Here is a 17,063-nt window from a genome sequence, read left to right on the forward strand (position 1 = left end):
AAATGATAACGAGTGTCATTATGCAAGTCGAGCAGAACGCTGGCATTTTGCGATCCAGTAGCACATATCGCTGCATAACCGCGATAAACTCAGGGCATAAAAAAACCGCGCACCGGGCAAAGCCGACACGCGGTTTTAACAAAAGCGATTAAACCTGACCGTTAGCGCTTTCGCCGGCCGCACCCATTTTCTTCAGATCTTTATCAATGAAGAACAGTGCATTGCCGCTGGTCCCCACCAGTGCCAGTTTATCCAGCACGGATTTGAACAGCTTCTCTTCTTCGTGCTGCTCGGCAACATACCACTGCAGGAAGTTGAAGGTAGAGTAATCGTGGGCAGTCATTGCCGCGTGTGCCAATTCGTTGATCTGACGGGTAATCAGTTGTTCATGTTCGTAAGTCTGCTGGAACACGTCTGCCAGGGAGGCAAACTCAACCGGTGGTGCAGCGATGCTGCCCAACAGTGGCAGAGAACCGGTATCGCTCAGGTATTCGAACAGGCGTTGCATGTGTTGCATCTCTTCCTGAGAATGCTCTTTAAGAAATGAAGCTGCACCTTCAAAGCCTTTATCGCTGCACCACGCGCTCATTTGCAGATACAGGTTGGCGGAGTAAAACTCCAGGTTCAGTTGCTCATTCAGCTTTTTGGTCATTTCTGGCGTCAGCATAATTATTCCTTTTATTTTGCAGGTATCAATTTAATTTTCCGCATTATGCCTTGGTGAAAACAAAATAAACACACTTGATTCACATCACTATCGATTTAATTTTAAATAAATTAAAAATCAATGAGTTATAAAAACATTAATTATTCATTTAAATTATTATGATAACCATTTACATCTGTATATTTAATCAAAAGGCGAATCATTCTTATTTAAAATAATAAATAAATTGCATTGCTATTGGAGTAATAAATAACCTCACCCACAGTGGGTTATTACTGATGCGCAGCCCCCTTTGCGCTTCAGGCTTGCCAAGTGCCGCCGGGTGCATTACCTTCTGCGCTGATCCAATGCGGTAACAGTAAGGAGAATACAGTGGGTTACAATCTGGCAGAGCTTTCCAAAGAAGAGATGGACAAAGTGAACGTTGATCTCGCGGCTTCCGGCGTGGCGTTTAAAGAACGCTACAACATGCCGGTGATCCCAGAAATGGTTGAGCGCGAACAACCGGCGCACCTGCGTGATTATTTCCGCGAACGCGTGGCGCATTACCGTGCCGAATCGCACAAGTATTCGCGTCTGCCGTACGAGCCGAAGTCCAAATAAAAAAAGCCCGCCGTCATGGCGGGCTCAGTGTCATTTGGCAGCAAACCTGTCGGTGGCCAGCATCAACTGATGCAGGATCCCCGGTTCGTCAAAGGAGTGCCCTGCTCCCTCGACAATATGCAGCTCTGCCTCCGGCCAGGCCTTCGCCAGATCCCAGGCGTTTTGCACCTGGCAAGCCATATCGTAACGGCCATGGATAATCACAGCAGGAATATGGCGGATCAATGGGACATTGCGCAGTAACTGGTCATCGCTGTCCAGGAAGCCCAGATGGGTGAAGTAGTGGTTTTCGATGCGGGCGAAAGCTAGCGCAAAGTCATCCTCACCAAAAGAAGCCGACTCGCTGCTTGGCAGCAAGGTAACCGTCTCCCCTTCCCACACGCTCCACAGCTTCGCCGCTTCAAGCTGCACCTGCAGATCCGTTGAAGTCAGGCGCTGGCGATAAGACGCAATCACGTCCTTTCGCTCTTCATCTGACAGAATCGACAATACGCGCTCCCATTTCTCCGGGAAGAAGCGTGAAGCGCCGTCCTGATAGTACCAATGCAACTCCTGCTTACGCAGTGTGAAGATGCCACGCAGCACCATTTCGCTGACGTGCTGCGGATGGGTTTGCGCATAGGCCAACGCTAACGTCGAGCCCCAGGAACCACCAAACACCAGCCATTGGTCGACACCGGCCATTTCGCGTAGCCGTTCAATATCCTGTACCAGATGCCAGGTGGTATTGTTGTCCAGGCTGGCGTGCGGTTTGGAGCGACCACAGCCGCGCTGATCAAACAGCAACACCTTATAGCGCTGCGGATCGAACAGTTGGCGGTGATAAGGGGAAATACCGCCGCCTGGCCCGCCGTGAATGAAGACCGCCGGCTTACCGTTCGGGTTGCCGCTCAGCTCCCAGTAGATCCGGTGGCCATCTCCAGTGTCCAGCCAACCGCTGTCATATGCTGCTAACGGCGGGTACAAACCTCGTAATTGTTCCATGGCGCTTCCGTCTCTCTGTGGGTCATACCCTCATCAAAGCCGAAGCGGCCCATTTGGTCAACGGTAAATCCTGAAAACTCCTACACTCCCCAACAAGTTAGGGTGCGTTTGCTTAAAATGAATACGACCAGCCAGCAAAATGCCGGCTGGTTATGGGTGGCCAGCCGTGATCTTAGCCCCGTTTACGCAGATGCGGTTCGCGCATTTCCTGGGCAGTTTTCGCTTCAATGCTTAGCTCCGCCGTCGGCCGCAGCAACAGACGCGCCAGGCCGATAGGTTCCCCGCTTTCCCGGCAATAGCCGTATTCGCCGTTATATAATCGGGTCAAGGCCGCGCTGATTTTCGGCAGCAACCGGCTTTCACGATCCAACTGACGGAACAGCAATCGCAGGTCCTCTTCGCGGGCCGCTTTGTCCGCTTCATCACCGGACACTTCGCCGCCGTCGATATCCCGCTTCAGCGCCTCAATGTGCTGCAACAGTTTCTGTTGCTCATCAAGCAAGCGCTGGCGGAAAAACGCCTGCTGAGCCGGGTTCATGTATTCAGACTCCGGCATGGCCAGGAGCTGCTGTTGGTTTAATAAGGTCACAACCTTCATTGTGCTCTCCGGTTATCATTTAATTGTTATATTATAACATATCATAATATTTAAGCAGCCATTCATACGAAAACAAAATTCTGTCTATAAACAAGCGATTAACAAAACCACCGGCTTTCATGCTTGCATCCGACAGGCGTAAGGGGGTTAATGGCTGAGCAACCCACCCAACCATAGGTAACTGAGAGGCCATCATGAGTAAGGGAATGGATAGCAAAAAAAATGCGAAGAAGAAGCCGTTGAAAACCCCTGCAGAAAAACGTGCAGGCAAACGCGCGAAGAAAGGCCAGTCGACCGGCGAGTAAGCGAACTTCTAACCGTAATTAAACCCGCCAAGGCGGGTTTTTTGTTGCCTGCAATACCTTGGTCCCTTTCAGCGGTTGGCAGGAGCACGGCTGCCGGTTAAGCTAAACCTGTGCAGCCACTCTGAGGAAACCATGAATTTACGCGTAATAGACACTGAAACCTGCGGACTGGAAGGCGGCGTGGTAGAAGTGGCTTCTGTTGATCTGATCGACGGAAAAATCACCAACCCGATGAGCGACCTGGTCAGCCCCGACCGCCCCATTGGCATTGAGGCCATGGCCATTCACCACATCACCGAGCAGATGGTTGAAGGGAAACCGCGCATCGCGGTGGCGATCGGCCGCTATCAGGGCAGTCCCTATTATGTTGCGCACAATGCGGCTTTCGATCGCGGTGTGCTGCCGGAAATGCGCGGTGCCTGGATATGCACCATGAAACTGGCGCGTAACCTGTACCCGGACATCAAATACGGCAACCAATACCTGCGCTATGCGCTGAATCTCGATGTGCAACTGCCACAGGACACCACGCTGTATCCACACCGGGCGTTATATGACTGCTACGTGACCGCTGCGCTGTTGCAACGCATCATCAAGGATTCAGGCTGGACGCCGGAACAGATGGCGCAAATCACCGACCAGCCGGTGCTGCTGAAGAAGTTTAAGTTCGGCAAGTATCGTGGGCAGGAAATTGATCGCGTCGCGCAGGAAGACCCAGGCTATTTACGCTGGATGCTGAAATCCATCGAGGACCTCAGCCCGGACATGAAGCACACGCTGAAATACTATTTGATCGGTTGAAAAAAGCGGGCAGCGCCAGCCGCCCGCCTGAAGGTTACTCCGCCAGCGCCAGAATAAAGGCATACTCCAGCGCAATGTCCTCATAGGCTTTGAAACGCCCGGACTTGCCGCCGTGGCCGGAATCCATATCGGTATACAGCAGCAGTTGACGATCGTCGGTCTTCAGCTCACGCAGCTTGGCCACCCACTTGGCGGGTTCCCAATACTGCACCTGAGAGTCATGCAGGCCGGTGGTGACCAGCATATGCGGATAATCCTGCGCCTTGACCTGATCGTACGGGCTGTATTGCAAAATGTAGTCGTAATAGGCCTGCTGGTTCGGGTTGCCCCATTCGTCGTATTCCCCGGTGGTCAGCGGAATAGACTCGTCGAGCATGGTGGTGACCACGTCGACAAACGGCACCTGCGCCACAATGCCGTTGAACAACTCAGGCGCCTGATTAATCACAGCCCCCATCAGCAAGCCACCGGCGCTGCCGCCCATGGCGAACACTCGTTCGGCATCACCGTAGCCCTGGGCGATTAACGCTTCGGTCACATCGATGAAATCGTTGAAGGTATTTTGCTTTTTAAACAGTTTGCCGTCTTCGTACCACAGTTGCCCCAGCTCACCGCCGCCGCGAATATGTGCCAGCACAAACACAAAACCGCGATCCAACAGGCTTAAGCGGCTGGCGCTGAAGGCCGGATCCATGCTGCTGCCGTAAGAGCCGTAGCCGTACACCATCAGCGGGTTAGTGCCGCGCGCGAAGCTATCGTGGCGGTAGACCAGCGAAACCGGGACCTCAACACCATCACGCGCCTTCACCCATACCCGCTCGCTGCGGTAATTTTCCGGGGTGAAGTTTTTCACTTCCTGCTGCTTGAGCATCACGCGTTCGTCGCTGTCGAGATTTAGCTCATACAGCGTGGTCGGCGTAGTCATCGATGAGTAGCCATAGCGCAGCAGCTCGGTTTCCGGCTCCGGATTGTACGCCAGCCAGGTGGTGTAGGTCGGATCGTCGAAGGCAATGCGCTTCACTTCGCCACTCTGCCAGTGGATCTGTCGCAGTTGGGTCAGGCCTTCGCTGCGCTCTTCCACCACCAGCCAATCGCGGAACAGGCTAAAGCCCTCCAGCATCACTTCGATGCGCGGGGCAATCAGCGTCTGCCACTGCGCTTCATCCGCCTGCTCGCTTTGATACAGGCCGAAGTTCTTGCCGTCCTTGTTGGAGCGGATATAGAAATGTTGGTGATAGTGATCGATACCGTACTCATGATCCTTACGGCGCGGCACAAACATCTGCGGTGTGCTATCGGCGCGATCGGCGTCCAGCAGCAGGATTTCCGAGGTAGTGGTGCTGCTCAGGTGGATCAGAATAAAACGATCGGAAGTGGTCTTTTCCAGCCCGACGTAGAAAGTGTCGTCCTGCTCTTCGTAGATCAGCTCATCGAGCTGCGGATCGGTACCCACCACGTGGCGGTAGACCTGATAAGGCAACAGCGTTTTGGCGTGTTTGCGTACGTAATACACGGTAGCCGAGTCGTTGGCCCATTCAAAGCTGCCGGAGGTGTTTTCCAGCACTTCATCGGCCCAACTATCGTCGCTGAGGTTTTTGAAGCGAATGTCGTATTGGCGGCGGGAAAGGAAATCTTCCGCAACCGCCAGCTTTTGGTTGTCTGGGCTGACTTCCAGCCCGCCCAGAGTATAAAACTCACGCTGCTCGGCACGCTGATTGCCGTCGATCAGAGTATCCCAATGCTCGCTCTCGGCCTGGGGCTGACGGACGTAAATCGCGTATTCATTACCCGGTTCGAAGCGCGTCTGATAGCGGTAGCCGTGCCGGACATAAGGCACCGAATGCTCCTGCTGAGGAATGCGCGCTACCATCTCTTCGTACAGGGCTTCGCGCAATGCCTGCTGCGGCTTCAATGCTGCATCGGTAAAGGCGTTTTCCGCCTGCAGATAGTCCAGCACCTGGGGGTCTGCGCGCTCGTCGTCGCGCAGCCAATAATAGTCATCTACACGCGTGTCGCCATGGATCGTGATGGGATAAGGACGTTTTTCTGCCTTAGGGGGTGTCATCATTGCTAAATCATCCGCTTACCTTGATTAAGGCAAGAGTGACACGATTCCCCCCGGCTTGCCAAGCGGCGCTAGGCCAGCTCGCGTTTTTTCTCGTTCACGTCGTTTTCTATGCCCTGCTTAACGTCCGCCGGGATCTTCAACGACTGCGCCAGTGCGTCGAGATAGCCGCGCTCCATAAAGTGATCGACGTCGATCACCATGCAGCTCAGGTAATAAACTTCAAGCGCTTCGTCTTCATTCTTCACGCTCTGGGCCAGCAGATCCGGGTTCAGCGGCTGCTCAATGGCTTCCTGTACCCATTTTTGCGCTTCCTCTCCCACCTGCAGTTGCTCCAGGCTGTGGTCGATAGCGAGTTTTTCTTCCGCATCAATGTGGCCATCGCTCTTGGCGGCGAACACCAGCGCCTGCACCAGCCGTTTGGCGCGCAAATCCACCGGCGTGGTTTGCAGACCGAACTGCGGTTCATTCTGATGGGTTTCTTTCACCCGTTGCTTGTACTTATTCCACAACACCGCGCCCACCGCCGCGCTGCCGCCGATAATCAACGCATTCTTGCCAAATTTGCCCACCAGCTTGCGCGAAGACTTATTCGCCAGCAAGACGCCTACCAGGCCACCCAGTGCGGTCGGGGCCAGCAGTTTGCCGATGCCTTCCGACCCGCCGATTGCACCGGCCTTTTGCCCAATCATTGATTGGATCTGCTGCATCCAGTTATTTTTCATACTTTACCCTTTGCCTAAGGAAACGAGGCGTGTAGGCACACTAAAAGCCAAACCGCCGGGGAACCGTCAGATTAGGGGATTATTTGTCAATTTACGTATGGGGGATGAAAACCTGTGTAGCGGGGAAATCGGTAAGGAATTGGCCGGCTCCGCGGTTAAGCGCAAGCCGGCCAGCAGGGCATTAAGGCTGTTCACCCTCTTCACCCGATTGGTCTTGTTCGTACTCCGCCAGTTCGTCACGCATCGCCTGGATAGACTCGCGAGCCAGCAGCGACAACGTACGGTAAAAGCCGGTGGTGGCGTGAGCTTCCACTTTGCCGAGGAAACGGCCGCACCAGGGCAGCAGATACTCGTCAAACAGGGTGATTTGCGCCTGCGCTTCGTCTTCCTGCGCCTGATCTTCCAGCCAGGAAGCGGCCAACAGCAAAGAACCGAAGTGATCGGCCGGCGCATCGCTGAGTGGCATGCCACGCTGCTGCAGGAAAGTACGCACTTCCGCTTCCGTCGCGCCTTCAACATAGGCAGAACGGAACGGTGACACGCTGCACTCACTGCCGACAAACATCGCGTTGAAATCGCTGGAAAGCTGGTTGACATCACAACCCTGCTGCAGCCGCACCAACAGTTCGTCCTGCTCCAGCGGCCAGTGTTGTTGCAGCTTGCCTTCTTTGATCAGCGTGAACAACGGCACCAGTAATGGATCTTGCGGCTGACGGTAAAACAGCGTACCCAGCACGCGGCAAACAATGGAAAACTCATTCATGATAATGCCTTATACAATACGGAAAAAATTTGCCGGGACGATGTCACAAATCGGCCAGTTCCGCAATCGCCGGCTTGCCACGCCGTTCGAGAAAGTCCAGCAGGCGCCGTGGGCTAACGTTAAGGATGCGTTCCTGCGGGAATGCCACTTCGGCAATAATGCGCTCGCAGTGTTCAAAGCCGCCGAGTGAGAAGGCAATATGTGAATCCGAGCCCAGTGCCAGCCAGCCGCCGGCATCACGCACCGCAGCCGCAATCGCCCGGCAGTTGTCTTCACTGCCCTTGCGCGAATGGGTGAACGACGAATTGTTCAACTCCAGCGCCACTTCATACCTGGCCGCCGCCGCGGCAACCGCGGCAATATCAATCGGGTATCTTGGGTTACCGGGGTGGCTGATAATGTGTACATCCCCCTGTGCCATTGCAGCAATCATCGCTTCGGTATTGGCGGCTTTGTCCTGTGGCGCAAACACCGGCTCGTGGAAACCGGCGATAATCACGTCGATTTTATCCAGCATCGGACCGGTGCAGTCGATATCGCCCTGCCGATTTTTGATGTTGGCCTCGATGCCACGCAGAATGCCCACGCCGTCCACCAGACGCGGCCACACGTGCATGTTCATAAAGTGCCAATAATGCGGTGCATCGGCCATGTCCGGGCCGTGGTCGGTGATGGCGAACAGTTTGATGCCCTTTTGCCGGGCTTCGACGATGTAATCATGCAGCGTGCTGTAGGCGTGGGTGCTGGCGACGGTGTGCATATGTAAATCAACGGGGTACATTGCTTCTCCTTCTGGGCGGCCTGCCAAAGTATGGCGGCAGGCGCGGTTTCTTATTTATTTAGCTTAGCAGGTGCATCACCGGAAGATCAGTAACCGAGCTGCACATCCACCACCCCGGCCGGCGTTTGTCCTGCTTCAAGCGCGAGGATGTTCGCCGCTATCTGATCCATCGCCGCTTCCGGCAAGGTGATGGCAGCAATATGCGGGGTAATGGTGACACGCGGATGACGCCAGAATGGATGCGCCTGCGGCAGCGGTTCGGTGACGAACACGTCCAGCGTGGCGGCGGCAAGCTGCCCCTGCTCCAGCGCCTGCAGTAAATCGTCTTCAACCAGGTGTGCACCTCGGGCCAGATTGATCAGGTAAGCGCCCGGCGCCAGATGCGCGAATAGTTGTTGATTGAGGATCCCGGCGGTTTCCGGCGTGTTGGGCAACAGGTTGATCAGCAGTTGCACGCCATCGAGAAACGCGGCACGCTGCCCGTCTCCGGCAAAGCTCTGCACGCCGTCAATTTGTTTCGGGCTGCGGCTCCAGCAACGTACGTTAAAACCCAATGCCGTCAGCTTCAGCGCCACGCTTTTGCCCAACACCCCGGCCCCAAGGATGCCAATGGTGAAATTATCCTGCTGATGGGGATCGAGCGGTCGCCATTCCTGCTGCTGTTGCAGCAGTTGATACTCGTCAAAACGACGGAAATAGCGCAGCACGTAGCTCAGGGCATATTCCTGCATCTGTTGCGCCATGCCGGTATCCTCAAGGCGCAGCAGCGGAACGCCTGTCGGCAGGGTACCGGGGTACTGACGCTCTTGATCGAGAATAGCGTCGACGCCGGCCCCCAGGGCAAACACCCCTTTTAGCTGTCCGCGGTTAGCCAGCATCTCGTGTGGCGGTCGCCACACCAGTGCATAATCCGCCGGACGGTCATCGCCCGGTTGCCAGGCACGAACCTTCGCCTGCGGCAGGCGCTGCGATAAACCTGACAGCCACTCCCCGGCATTAAAGAAAGGGTGGTAAAAAATGATGTCCATCTGCGCGACTCCCGTCTGTTTTTATGCATTTCCATCCAGACTTCCGCGATTCGCCGACAGATGCAAGTGTTAAAGCCCAAAATGAAAACAGCCCCGACCAGTGGGGCTGTTTTTATACTGCGGGATCTCAGGCGGCGACAGGCGTGTCGTGCCGGATTAGCCGGCGCAGCAGTGGGATCAGTATCAACATCACCACGCCGACGCCTGCGGCTCCCCAGCCCAGCGCACTGAACACTTCGCTGTAACCGGGGTTGGTTAGCACCGGGGTGCTGCCGCTGTTTTCCGGCATCAGGCCGGAGACATAGCCCGCCAATACCGAAGCGACGCCAGTGACCATCATCCAGCAGCCCATCATTATTCCCTGATAGCGCGGTGGTACCAGTTTGCCTATCATCGCGTAGCCGATCGGGGAAATCATCAGTTCACCGATGCTCTGCAATACGTAACTAATGACAATCCATTTAAATGCCACCAGCCCGTCACCGCCCGCCAGGCTGATGCCCAACGGCAACACCAGCATGCCCAGCCCAATGCAAAACAGCGAACCGGAGAACTGCATCGGAATGTCGATCTTGCAGCCGCGCGCTCGCAGGCGGTTAAACCACCAGGCCATCAGCGGTCCACCGACCACGATCACCAGCGTATTGATGTTCTGGATCCACTGCGGTGCCACCTGAATGCCATAAACGTTCAGATCGATATTGTGCTCGGAGAACAGCATCAGCCCCATTGGAGCCAACTGGTACAGCGCCCAAAACACCAGCGACCCCAATGCCAGGATCAGATAAGCGGTCATCCGGCGACGTTCATCACGCGGATGATGGCGTAATGTGACCACGCACAGCATCAGGAAAATCAGCACGCCGAGGCCAATCACGAAGTGTCCGCTGAACTCCGCATGGGTCAGCATCACGCGGATGATGGGCACCAGCGCGACCAGTACCGCCAACCCGACCAGCATGCGCCAGCGGTACTGTGAACGGTTGGCGTCGTGCAGCGGCGTGTTGAGATCGGCCAGGATGCGCCAACGGCTTACGGCGACGATGATCGCCGCCGCGTTACCCAGGGTAGCGAACAGGAACAGTGCGCGGTAGTTTTCGGTCAGTTGATAATAGCCGGCCACGGTAAAGCCGACAAAGAACCCCAGGTTCATCCCGGCATAGTTCCACAAAAAGGCCGACTCGCGCCGATCGTCATCCGGCTTGAAACGCTGGGTGAGCATCATATTAATGCAGGTGACATTCAGTCCACTGCCGGTCAGGAACATCGCCAGGCCCCAGTAGAGCCCCCAGACGCCCGCGACGGCGATCAACGCGCAGCCGATCACCTGCAACACCATGCCCAACACGAACAGATTGCGGTTACTGAGGAAACGCCCTCCCAGATAACCCCCGAACATATGCAGACCGTAATTGAACGCGCCGAAGACGCCCATCATGGCATTGGCATTACTCTCGCTGAACCCCAGACGCTTGGTGGCGTAAAGCACCAATGTGGAGTACAGCACGGCAAAACCCAACGTGGCGAAGATTTGGATAAAGAACAGTGCCCCGGCCCCCGGGGGAATGGCATGCCGCTGCGGCCCTGCCGTAGGATCCGATAAAGTCAAAGTGAACCTCTGCTGCATTATTATTTGATAGATCAATCCCTGTCTGCTTTATCACCGGAGCAATGCCCGGCAACCTGCGCGGCGGTGTGATAATCCTTGCCAAAACCCCGCGCCAGCACCCTTCCATTTAGCGACACATATGACTAATAATCCAGTATTAATGCATATAAAAGCACTACTAACATCATCATTGCTGATATATTGAGCTAACACCTACTGGAGCGTTCAAATATTAGTCAGCTATATAATTTTACGCCATGTCTCCCCATCGATTCATCCGAGACGGCGGCCGATCGCTCGGGAAATCAGCAAATTGCTGGAAGTTTAGCTAAACAGTCATGGTTATGTCACAAGAGGGTTGACGCTGGGATCAGATTCTCCTACATTAGCGCCCGTCGACAGCGCAATGCGTTAGCGATGAAGTAAAACGGTGAGGTGTCTGAGTGGCTGAAGGAGCACGCCTGGAAAGTGTGTATACGCGTAAGTGTATCGAGGGTTCGAACCCCTCTCTCACCGCCATATTCCACGAGAAAGCCTGAACGCAAGTTCAGGCTTTTTTGTTGTCTGCAGCCCAGGGAATTGCGATACAAAGTCCCCATCCATGCTGTTCGCCGCAGTTTTCAGCAAAGCGAACACGGCTTAAGCGGACGCGCCGAAACGCAGAAATTCTGCTTGACCGGATCGCCCTCTCTCCCTATAGTAGCGCCCCGTTGCACCAGTGAGTACGCAACAACAAAATACGGTGAGGTGTCTGAGTGGCTGAAGGAGCACGCCTGGAAAGTGTGTATACGCGTAAGTGTATCGAGGGTTCGAACCCCTCCCTCACCGCCATATTTTAAAGAGAAAGTCTGGATTAACCTCCAGACTTTTTTTTTGCATGTCATACCGACTGGGAGGGTGAGAACCCTCGACAGGGTTTGACAAAACGCATGCGTTTTGGACCGCCAAAGGCGGCCCGCAGGGTGAGCGCAGCGAATCAAGCCCTCCCTCACCGCCATATTTTAAAGAGAAAGTCTGGATTAACCTCCAGACTTTTTTTTTGCATGTCATACCAAGACTAGTCGCAACAATCCGCCTCAATGCGTGCGGTTAGCCGCCATAGAGGGTTGCATCACGGCGCGGCGCCAGTCACCCGGAGTCTGACCGTAATGGCGTTTAAAACTGCGATTGAAGGACTGCTGCGAGTCAAAGCCGAGTGAGATTGCCACGCTGACGATCGGTTCACCGCTGTTGGCCAGCCGTTCTGCCGAAACTCTCAGCTTCTGCATGCGGATATATTCCCCCAGCGCGAAGCCGGTCTGGCGTTTGAACATCCGTTGCAGGTGCCATTTGGAATATCCCGCTCGCCCCGCCACGGTGTTGATATCCAGCTTCTCTTCCAGATTATTGTCAATCCACTCAATCAAATCAGTAATAAAACCCGTGCTGTTCATGCTGACGCTCCCATGACATTGGCAGAGAGATCTGCTGCCCGATGTCATTACGTTGCAGCAGTTTCGCATTAAATGCAATTTTTATTATTGCATTTAACGGATAGGCACTTCTATAATCCAGCCAATTAATGTAACCGATATTGATACATTAATGTGACAACAATATGTTTCAAAACCTAACCGTTGTGCCAATGACGGGTGCAACCGCTCTGCCGCCGGTCACAGGCCGGAGAAGTTACCCGGATAACAGGGCCGGGTATATCGCCTGATCGTGCTCACTACTGGAAATAAAAATAATGCCAAGCCAGCCTGACTCATTGTTCCATTCACACCGCCGCCCAAGCGGTATCGGTTTCAACCTGCGCCTCTCAGCCGCCGCGCTGCTGACGGTGCTGCTGGCCGGGTGTGACAACAGCGTCGCGCAAAATGCCGCGCCGCCTCCACCGGCCGTCAGCACCGCCGACGTGGTGATAAAACCCATCAGCCAATGGGATGCTTTCAACGGTCGCATCGAGGCGGTGCAAAGCGTCCAGCTACGGCCACGGGTCTCCGGTTATATCGATAAAGTGAATTACACCGAGGGCGATGAAGTGAAGAAAGGCCAGGTGCTGTTCACTATCGACGATCGTACCTATCGCGCCGCTCGTGAACAGGCACAGGCCGAACTGGTACGGGCACGCAATCAGGCAGCACTGGCCCGCAGCGAATCCGGTCGCACCGAAAAACTGATCGGCAGCCAGGCGATTTCAACCGAGGTATGGGAACAGCGCCGCTCTTCCGCCGCGCAGGCACAAAGCAACGTATTGGCGGCTCAGGCCCAGTTCGATCTGGCGCAGCTGAACCTCGACTTTACCCGGGTGATTGCGCCGATTGACGGACGCGCCAGCCGGGCAATGATCACCGCCGGGAACCTGGTCACCACCGGCGACAGCGCCAGTGTGCTCACCACTCTGGTGTCGCTCGACAAGGTCTATGTCTATTTCGACGTCGATGAAGCCACTTTCTTGCGTTATCAGAATGATGGCCGACGCACGGCAAAACTGCCGGTGAAGGTCGGGCTGGTCGGCGAAGACGGCTATCCGCATCAGGGCACCGTTGATTTCACCGACAACCAGCTGAATGCCGGTACCGGCACCATCCGCATGCGCGCCCTGCTGGAAAACGCTGAGCGTCGCTTTACCCCTGGACTGTTTGCACGGGTGCAAATGCCCGGCAGCGCCGTGTTTAACGCCATGCTGATCAACGATAAATCGGTCTTGACCGATCAGGACCGCAAATTTGTTTATATCGTCGATAAAGACGGCAAGGCGCAGCGACGCGATATCGAAGTGGGCCGGGTGGCCGACGGGTTACGTATTGTGCAAAAAGGTCTGGCTGCAGGCGACCGGGTGATCGTCGACGGTATGCAAAAAGTGTTTATGCCGGGCATGCCGGTCAATGCCAAAACCGTGGCGAACACCGCCTCCGCGCTTAACTAAGCCCCAGCAGAGGATCCTGATCCATGGACTTTTCCCGTTTTTTCATCGACCGACCGATATTTGCCGCGGTGTTGTCGATCCTGATTTTTGTCGGCGGTGTTATCGCCATCCCGCTGCTGCCGATCAGCGAATACCCGGACGTGGTGCCGCCCAGTGTGCAGGTACGTGCCCAATACCCGGGCGCTAACCCGAAAGAGATCGCCGAAACCGTGGCAACGCCGCTGGAGGAAGCGATCAACGGCGTCGAAAACATGATGTACATGAAGTCGGTAGCCGGTTCTGACGGCGTACTGGTGACCACCGTGACCTTCCGCCCAGGGACCGATCCGGATCAGGCGCAGGTACAGGTGCAAAACCGCGTGGCGCAGGCCGAAGCGCGCCTGCCGGAAGATGTGCGGCGACAAGGGGTGACCACCCAGAAGCAGTCCCCGGCCCTGACGCTGGTGGTGCATCTGGTCTCCCCTTCCGGCAAATACGATTCACTCTACCTGCGTAACTACGCCACCCTGAAGGTCAAGGATGAGCTGGCCCGCCTGCCGGGCATCGGCCAGGTACAGATTTTCGGTGCCGGTGAGTACGCGATGCGCATCTGGCTGGATCCGAACAAGGTCGCCTCACGCGGGCTGACGGCCTCTGATGTGGTCTCCGCCATGCAAGAGCAAAACGTGCAGGTTTCCGCCGGGCAACTGGGTGCAGAACCGATGCCGACCCGCAGCGATTATTTGCTGTCGATCAATGCGCAAGGCCGTCTGCAGACCGAGGAAGAGTTCGGTAATATCATTCTCAAAAGCGGTGACAACGGCGAGGTCGTGCGTCTGCGCGACGTGGCACGCATTGAAATGGGCTCCGGCAGCTACGCGCTGCGTGCCCAGCTCAATAATAAGGATGCGGTAGGGATCGGTATCTTCCAGGCCCCAGGCGCCAATGCCATTGAGCTGTCCAATGCGGTGCGGGCCAAAATGGCCGAGTTGTCGACCCGTTTCCCGGACGGCATGAGCTGGCAATCGCCGTACGACCCGACGGTGTTTGTGCGCGACTCGATCAGTTCGGTAGTCGATACCCTGCTCGAAGCGGTGCTGCTGGTCGTTCTGGTGGTGATTCTGTTTCTGCAAACCTGGCGTGCGTCGATCATTCCACTGCTGGCGGTGCCAATCTCGATCGTCGGTACCTTTGCGGCGCTCTATTTGTTGGGCTTTTCGCTCAATACGCTGAGCCTGTTTGGGCTGGTGCTGGCCATCGGTATCGTGGTCGATGATGCCATCGTGGTGGTGGAGAACGTCGAGCGTAATATCGAAGAGGGTCTGTCACCGCTGGCGGCAGCACATCAGGCAATGCGCGAAGTATCCGGCCCGATTATCGCCATCGCCGTCGTGCTGTGTGCGGTGTTCGTGCCCATGGCCTTCCTGTCCGGCGTGACCGGCCAGTTCTATAAACAGTTTGCCGTGACTATCGCCATTTCAACCGTGATCTCCGCTATCAACTCGTTGACCCTGTCACCGGCGTTGGCGGCGTTGCTGTTGAAGCCACATGGCGCGCCGAAAGATATGCCATCGCGTCTGATCGACCGGCTGTTCGGCTGGCTGTTCCGTCCGTTTAACCGCTTCTTTGCCAGCAGCTCACAGCGTTATCAGCGTGGGGTTTCTCGGGCGCTGGGCAAACGCGGCGCGGTATTCGTGGTGTATGTGCTGTTGCTGTGCGCCGCCGGGGTGATGTTTAAAACCGTGCCCGGCGGATTTATCCCGACTCAGGACAAGCTTTACCTGATTGGCGGGGTGAAAATGCCGGAAGGCGCGTCACTGGAACGCACCGATGCGGTGATCCGCAAGATGAGTGCCATCGGCCTGAGCGTCGACGGGGTGACGGATGCTGTATCCTTCCCCGGGTTGAATGCGCTGCAGTTTACCAATACGCCCAACACCGGTACCGTGTTCTTTGCGCTTGAATCATTAAGCACCCGTACCCGTAGCGCGGCGCAGATCAATGCCGAGATCAACGCCAAGATTTCGCAGATCCAGGAAGGATTCGCCTTCTCGATTATGCCACCGCCGATCCTCGGTATTGGTCAGGGTTCGGGTTACTCGCTGTATATTCAGGACCGCGCCGGTCTGGGGTATGGTGCGCTGCAAACCGCAATCAACACCATGTCGGGCGCGATCATGCAAACGCCGGGCATGGGTTTCCCGATCTCGTCTTATCAGGCTAACGTGCCGCAGCTGGACGCGAAAATTGACCGCGACAAGGCCAAGGCACAAGGGGTACCGCTCAATGCCCTGTTCAGTACGTTACAAACCTATCTCGGTTCGTCTTATATCAATGACTTCAACCGCTATGGCCGCACCTGGAAGGTAATGGCGCAGGCTGACGGCCAGTTCCGTGACAGCGTGGAGGATATCGCCAACCTGCGCACCCGTAACGATAAGGGGGAAATGGTGCCGATTGGCAGCATGGTCAGTATCAGCACCACTTATGGCCCGGACCCGGTGATCCGCTACAACGGTTTCCCGGCGGCGGATCTGATTGGTGATGCCGATCCGCGAGTGCTGTCATCGTCACAGGCGATGAGCGAACTGACGGTGATGGCCAACAAGCTGTTGCCGAACGGCATGAACATTCAGTGGACCGATCTGAGCTACCAACAGTCGACCCAGGGTAATGCGGCGATTATTGTGTTCCCGGTAGCGGTGCTGTTGGCCTTCCTGGCGCTGGCCGCGCTGTACGAAAGCTGGACGCTGCCATTGGCGGTGATCCTGATCGTGCCGATGACCATGCTGTCAGCCCTGTTCGGCGTCTGGCTGACCGGCGGTGACAACAATGTGTTCGTACAGGTGGGGCTGGTGGTATTGATGGGGCTGGCCTGTAAAAATGCCATTTTGATCGTCGAGTTCGCTCGTGAACTGGAGCTACAGGGCAAAAGCATCATGGAAGCGGCACTGGAAGCCTGTCGCCTGCGACTGCGGCCAATCGTGATGACCTCCATCGCCTTTATCGCCGGGACTATCCCACTGATCCTGGGGCACGGCGCAGGTGCCGAAGTCCGTGGTGTCACTGGCATCACGGTGTTTTCCGGCATGCTCGGGGTTACGCTGTTCGGGCTGTTCCTCACCCCGGTGTTCTACGTCACCCTGCGCCGTATGGTGACACGTAAAACGCGACAACCCGCAGCAGAGTAATTCGCCTGCCACCGCCATAAAAAAGCCCGGTTTAAAAAACCGGGCTTTTTTTC

At 55.7% G+C, this 17,063-nt stretch carries 14 protein-coding genes, 2 tRNA genes and 1 other RNA gene; 7 read left to right on the forward strand and 10 right to left on the reverse strand.

Translation table 11 applies throughout. From position 1 onward, the window contains the following. Nucleotides 1-148: 148 nt before the first annotated feature. Nucleotides 149-667, reverse strand: coding sequence for a non-heme ferritin (gene ftnA / locus BEI65_RS05440; protein ID WP_099062464.1), 519 nt, complete (start codon nt 665-667; stop codon nt 149-151). A gap of 372 nt (nt 668-1,039) precedes the next feature. Here ftnA and BEI65_RS05445 point away from each other — a divergent pair, with 372 nt between their 5' ends. After that, nucleotides 1,040-1,270, forward strand: coding sequence for a DNA polymerase III subunit theta (locus BEI65_RS05445; RefSeq protein ID WP_085116270.1), 231 nt, complete (start codon nt 1,040-1,042; stop codon nt 1,268-1,270). Nucleotides 1,271-1,300: 30 nt separating this feature from the next. On the opposite strand, the gene pip is transcribed toward BEI65_RS05445, so the two are convergent. Both pip and BEI65_RS05455 read right to left on the reverse strand, forming a co-directional pair. Next, nucleotides 1,301-2,254, reverse strand: a complete 954-nt coding sequence (gene pip / locus BEI65_RS05450) for a prolyl aminopeptidase (RefSeq protein ID WP_099062465.1) — start codon at nt 2,252-2,254, stop codon at nt 1,301-1,303. Nucleotides 2,255-2,426: 172 nt separating this feature from the next. Further along, nucleotides 2,427-2,852, reverse strand: coding sequence for a TraR/DksA C4-type zinc finger protein (locus BEI65_RS05455; protein WP_099062466.1), 426 nt, complete (start codon nt 2,850-2,852; stop codon nt 2,427-2,429). Nucleotides 2,853-3,289: 437 nt separating this feature from the next. Between BEI65_RS05455 and exoX the strand changes: the two genes are divergently transcribed. Beyond that, nucleotides 3,290-3,958, forward strand: coding sequence for an exodeoxyribonuclease X (exoX, locus tag BEI65_RS05460; protein ID WP_099062467.1), 669 nt, complete (start codon nt 3,290-3,292; stop codon nt 3,956-3,958). A 34-nt stretch (nt 3,959-3,992) separates the two neighbouring features. On the opposite strand, the gene BEI65_RS05465 is transcribed toward exoX, so the two are convergent. The 6 genes from BEI65_RS05465 to BEI65_RS05490 all read right to left on the reverse strand — a co-directional run bounded on the left by BEI65_RS05465 (nt 3,993) and on the right by BEI65_RS05490 (nt 10,947). Continuing rightward, nucleotides 3,993-6,026 carry a S9 family peptidase gene (locus BEI65_RS05465; protein WP_099062468.1) on the reverse strand — a complete coding sequence of 678 codons (2,034 nt, stop codon included), beginning with the start codon at nt 6,024-6,026 and terminating at the stop codon, nt 3,993-3,995. 68 nt (nt 6,027-6,094) lie between these two features. Further along, nucleotides 6,095-6,748 carry a tellurite resistance TerB family protein gene (locus BEI65_RS05470; protein WP_099062469.1) on the reverse strand — a complete coding sequence of 218 codons (654 nt, stop codon included), beginning with the start codon at nt 6,746-6,748 and terminating at the stop codon, nt 6,095-6,097. 181 nt (nt 6,749-6,929) lie between these two features. Then, a complete protein-coding gene (locus BEI65_RS05475; protein WP_099062470.1) occupies nt 6,930-7,511 on the reverse strand; it encodes a molecular chaperone in 582 nt (193 codons plus the stop codon). Between the two features lie 43 nt (nt 7,512-7,554). After that, nucleotides 7,555-8,292: a phosphatase gene (locus BEI65_RS05480; RefSeq protein ID WP_085116263.1), complete on the reverse strand. Its 738-nt coding sequence runs from the start codon at nt 8,290-8,292 to the stop codon at nt 7,555-7,557. 86 nt (nt 8,293-8,378) lie between these two features. Next, on the reverse strand, nt 8,379-9,320 hold the full coding sequence (gene ghrA, locus BEI65_RS05485) for a glyoxylate/hydroxypyruvate reductase GhrA (protein WP_099062471.1): 942 nt from the start codon (nt 9,318-9,320) through the stop codon (nt 8,379-8,381). A gap of 127 nt (nt 9,321-9,447) precedes the next feature. After that, a complete protein-coding gene (locus BEI65_RS05490) occupies nt 9,448-10,947 on the reverse strand; it encodes a peptide MFS transporter (protein ID WP_099062472.1) in 1,500 nt (499 codons plus the stop codon). A 411-nt stretch (nt 10,948-11,358) separates the two neighbouring features. Between BEI65_RS05490 and BEI65_RS05495 the strand changes: the two genes are divergently transcribed. The 3 genes from BEI65_RS05495 to BEI65_RS05505 all read left to right on the forward strand — a co-directional run bounded on the left by BEI65_RS05495 (nt 11,359) and on the right by BEI65_RS05505 (nt 11,926). Next, a tRNA-Ser gene (locus tag BEI65_RS05495) sits at nt 11,359-11,448 on the forward strand. A 222-nt stretch (nt 11,449-11,670) separates the two neighbouring features. Continuing rightward, nucleotides 11,671-11,760 (forward strand) — tRNA-Ser (locus BEI65_RS05500). A gap of 46 nt (nt 11,761-11,806) precedes the next feature. Then, nucleotides 11,807-11,926: non-coding RNA, RtT sRNA (locus BEI65_RS05505), on the forward strand. Nucleotides 11,927-12,005: 79 nt separating this feature from the next. Here BEI65_RS05505 and BEI65_RS05510 read toward each other — a convergent pair. Then, on the reverse strand, nt 12,006-12,362 hold the full coding sequence (locus BEI65_RS05510) for a helix-turn-helix domain-containing protein (RefSeq protein ID WP_085116260.1): 357 nt from the start codon (nt 12,360-12,362) through the stop codon (nt 12,006-12,008). Between the two features lie 296 nt (nt 12,363-12,658). Between BEI65_RS05510 and BEI65_RS05515 the strand changes: the two genes are divergently transcribed. Both BEI65_RS05515 and sdeB read left to right on the forward strand, forming a co-directional pair. Then, complete coding sequence (locus tag BEI65_RS05515; protein ID WP_099062473.1) at nt 12,659-13,840, forward strand: efflux RND transporter periplasmic adaptor subunit; 1,182 nt, start codon at nt 12,659-12,661, stop codon at nt 13,838-13,840. 23 nt (nt 13,841-13,863) lie between these two features. Further along, nucleotides 13,864-17,010 carry a multidrug efflux RND transporter permease subunit SdeB gene (gene sdeB, locus BEI65_RS05520; protein WP_099062474.1) on the forward strand — a complete coding sequence of 1,049 codons (3,147 nt, stop codon included), beginning with the start codon at nt 13,864-13,866 and terminating at the stop codon, nt 17,008-17,010. Nucleotides 17,011-17,063: the final 53 nt, after the last annotated feature.

Origin of the sequence: Serratia sp. BW106, assembly GCF_002607755.1 — a bacterium.
GTDB lineage: Bacteria > Pseudomonadota > Gammaproteobacteria > Enterobacterales > Enterobacteriaceae > Serratia > Serratia proteamaculans.

Bases quoted from the DNA above. Each gene is read 5' to 3' on its own strand.
- ftnA (WP_099062464.1), bottom strand. From the start codon at position 667: ATGCTGACGCCAGAAATGACCAAAAAGCTGAATGAGCAACTGAACCTG.
- pip (WP_099062465.1), bottom strand. From the start codon at position 2,254: ATGGAACAATTACGAGGTTTGTACCCGCCGTTAGCAGCATATGACAGC.
- BEI65_RS05455 (WP_099062466.1), bottom strand. From the start codon at position 2,852: ATGAAGGTTGTGACCTTATTAAACCAACAGCAGCTCCTGGCCATGCCG.
- exoX (WP_099062467.1), top strand. From the start codon at position 3,290: ATGAATTTACGCGTAATAGACACTGAAACCTGCGGACTGGAAGGCGGC.
- BEI65_RS05465 (WP_099062468.1), bottom strand. From the start codon at position 6,026: ATGATGACACCCCCTAAGGCAGAAAAACGTCCTTATCCCATCACGATC.
- BEI65_RS05470 (WP_099062469.1), bottom strand. From the start codon at position 6,748: ATGAAAAATAACTGGATGCAGCAGATCCAATCAATGATTGGGCAAAAG.
- BEI65_RS05475 (WP_099062470.1), bottom strand. From the start codon at position 7,511: ATGAATGAGTTTTCCATTGTTTGCCGCGTGCTGGGTACGCTGTTTTAC.
- BEI65_RS05480 (WP_085116263.1), bottom strand. From the start codon at position 8,292: ATGTACCCCGTTGATTTACATATGCACACCGTCGCCAGCACCCACGCC.
- ghrA (WP_099062471.1), bottom strand. From the start codon at position 9,320: ATGGACATCATTTTTTACCACCCTTTCTTTAATGCCGGGGAGTGGCTG.
- BEI65_RS05490 (WP_099062472.1), bottom strand. From the start codon at position 10,947: ATGCAGCAGAGGTTCACTTTGACTTTATCGGATCCTACGGCAGGGCCG.
- BEI65_RS05510 (WP_085116260.1), bottom strand. From the start codon at position 12,362: ATGAACAGCACGGGTTTTATTACTGATTTGATTGAGTGGATTGACAAT.
- BEI65_RS05515 (WP_099062473.1), top strand. From the start codon at position 12,659: ATGCCAAGCCAGCCTGACTCATTGTTCCATTCACACCGCCGCCCAAGC.
- sdeB (WP_099062474.1), top strand. From the start codon at position 13,864: ATGGACTTTTCCCGTTTTTTCATCGACCGACCGATATTTGCCGCGGTG.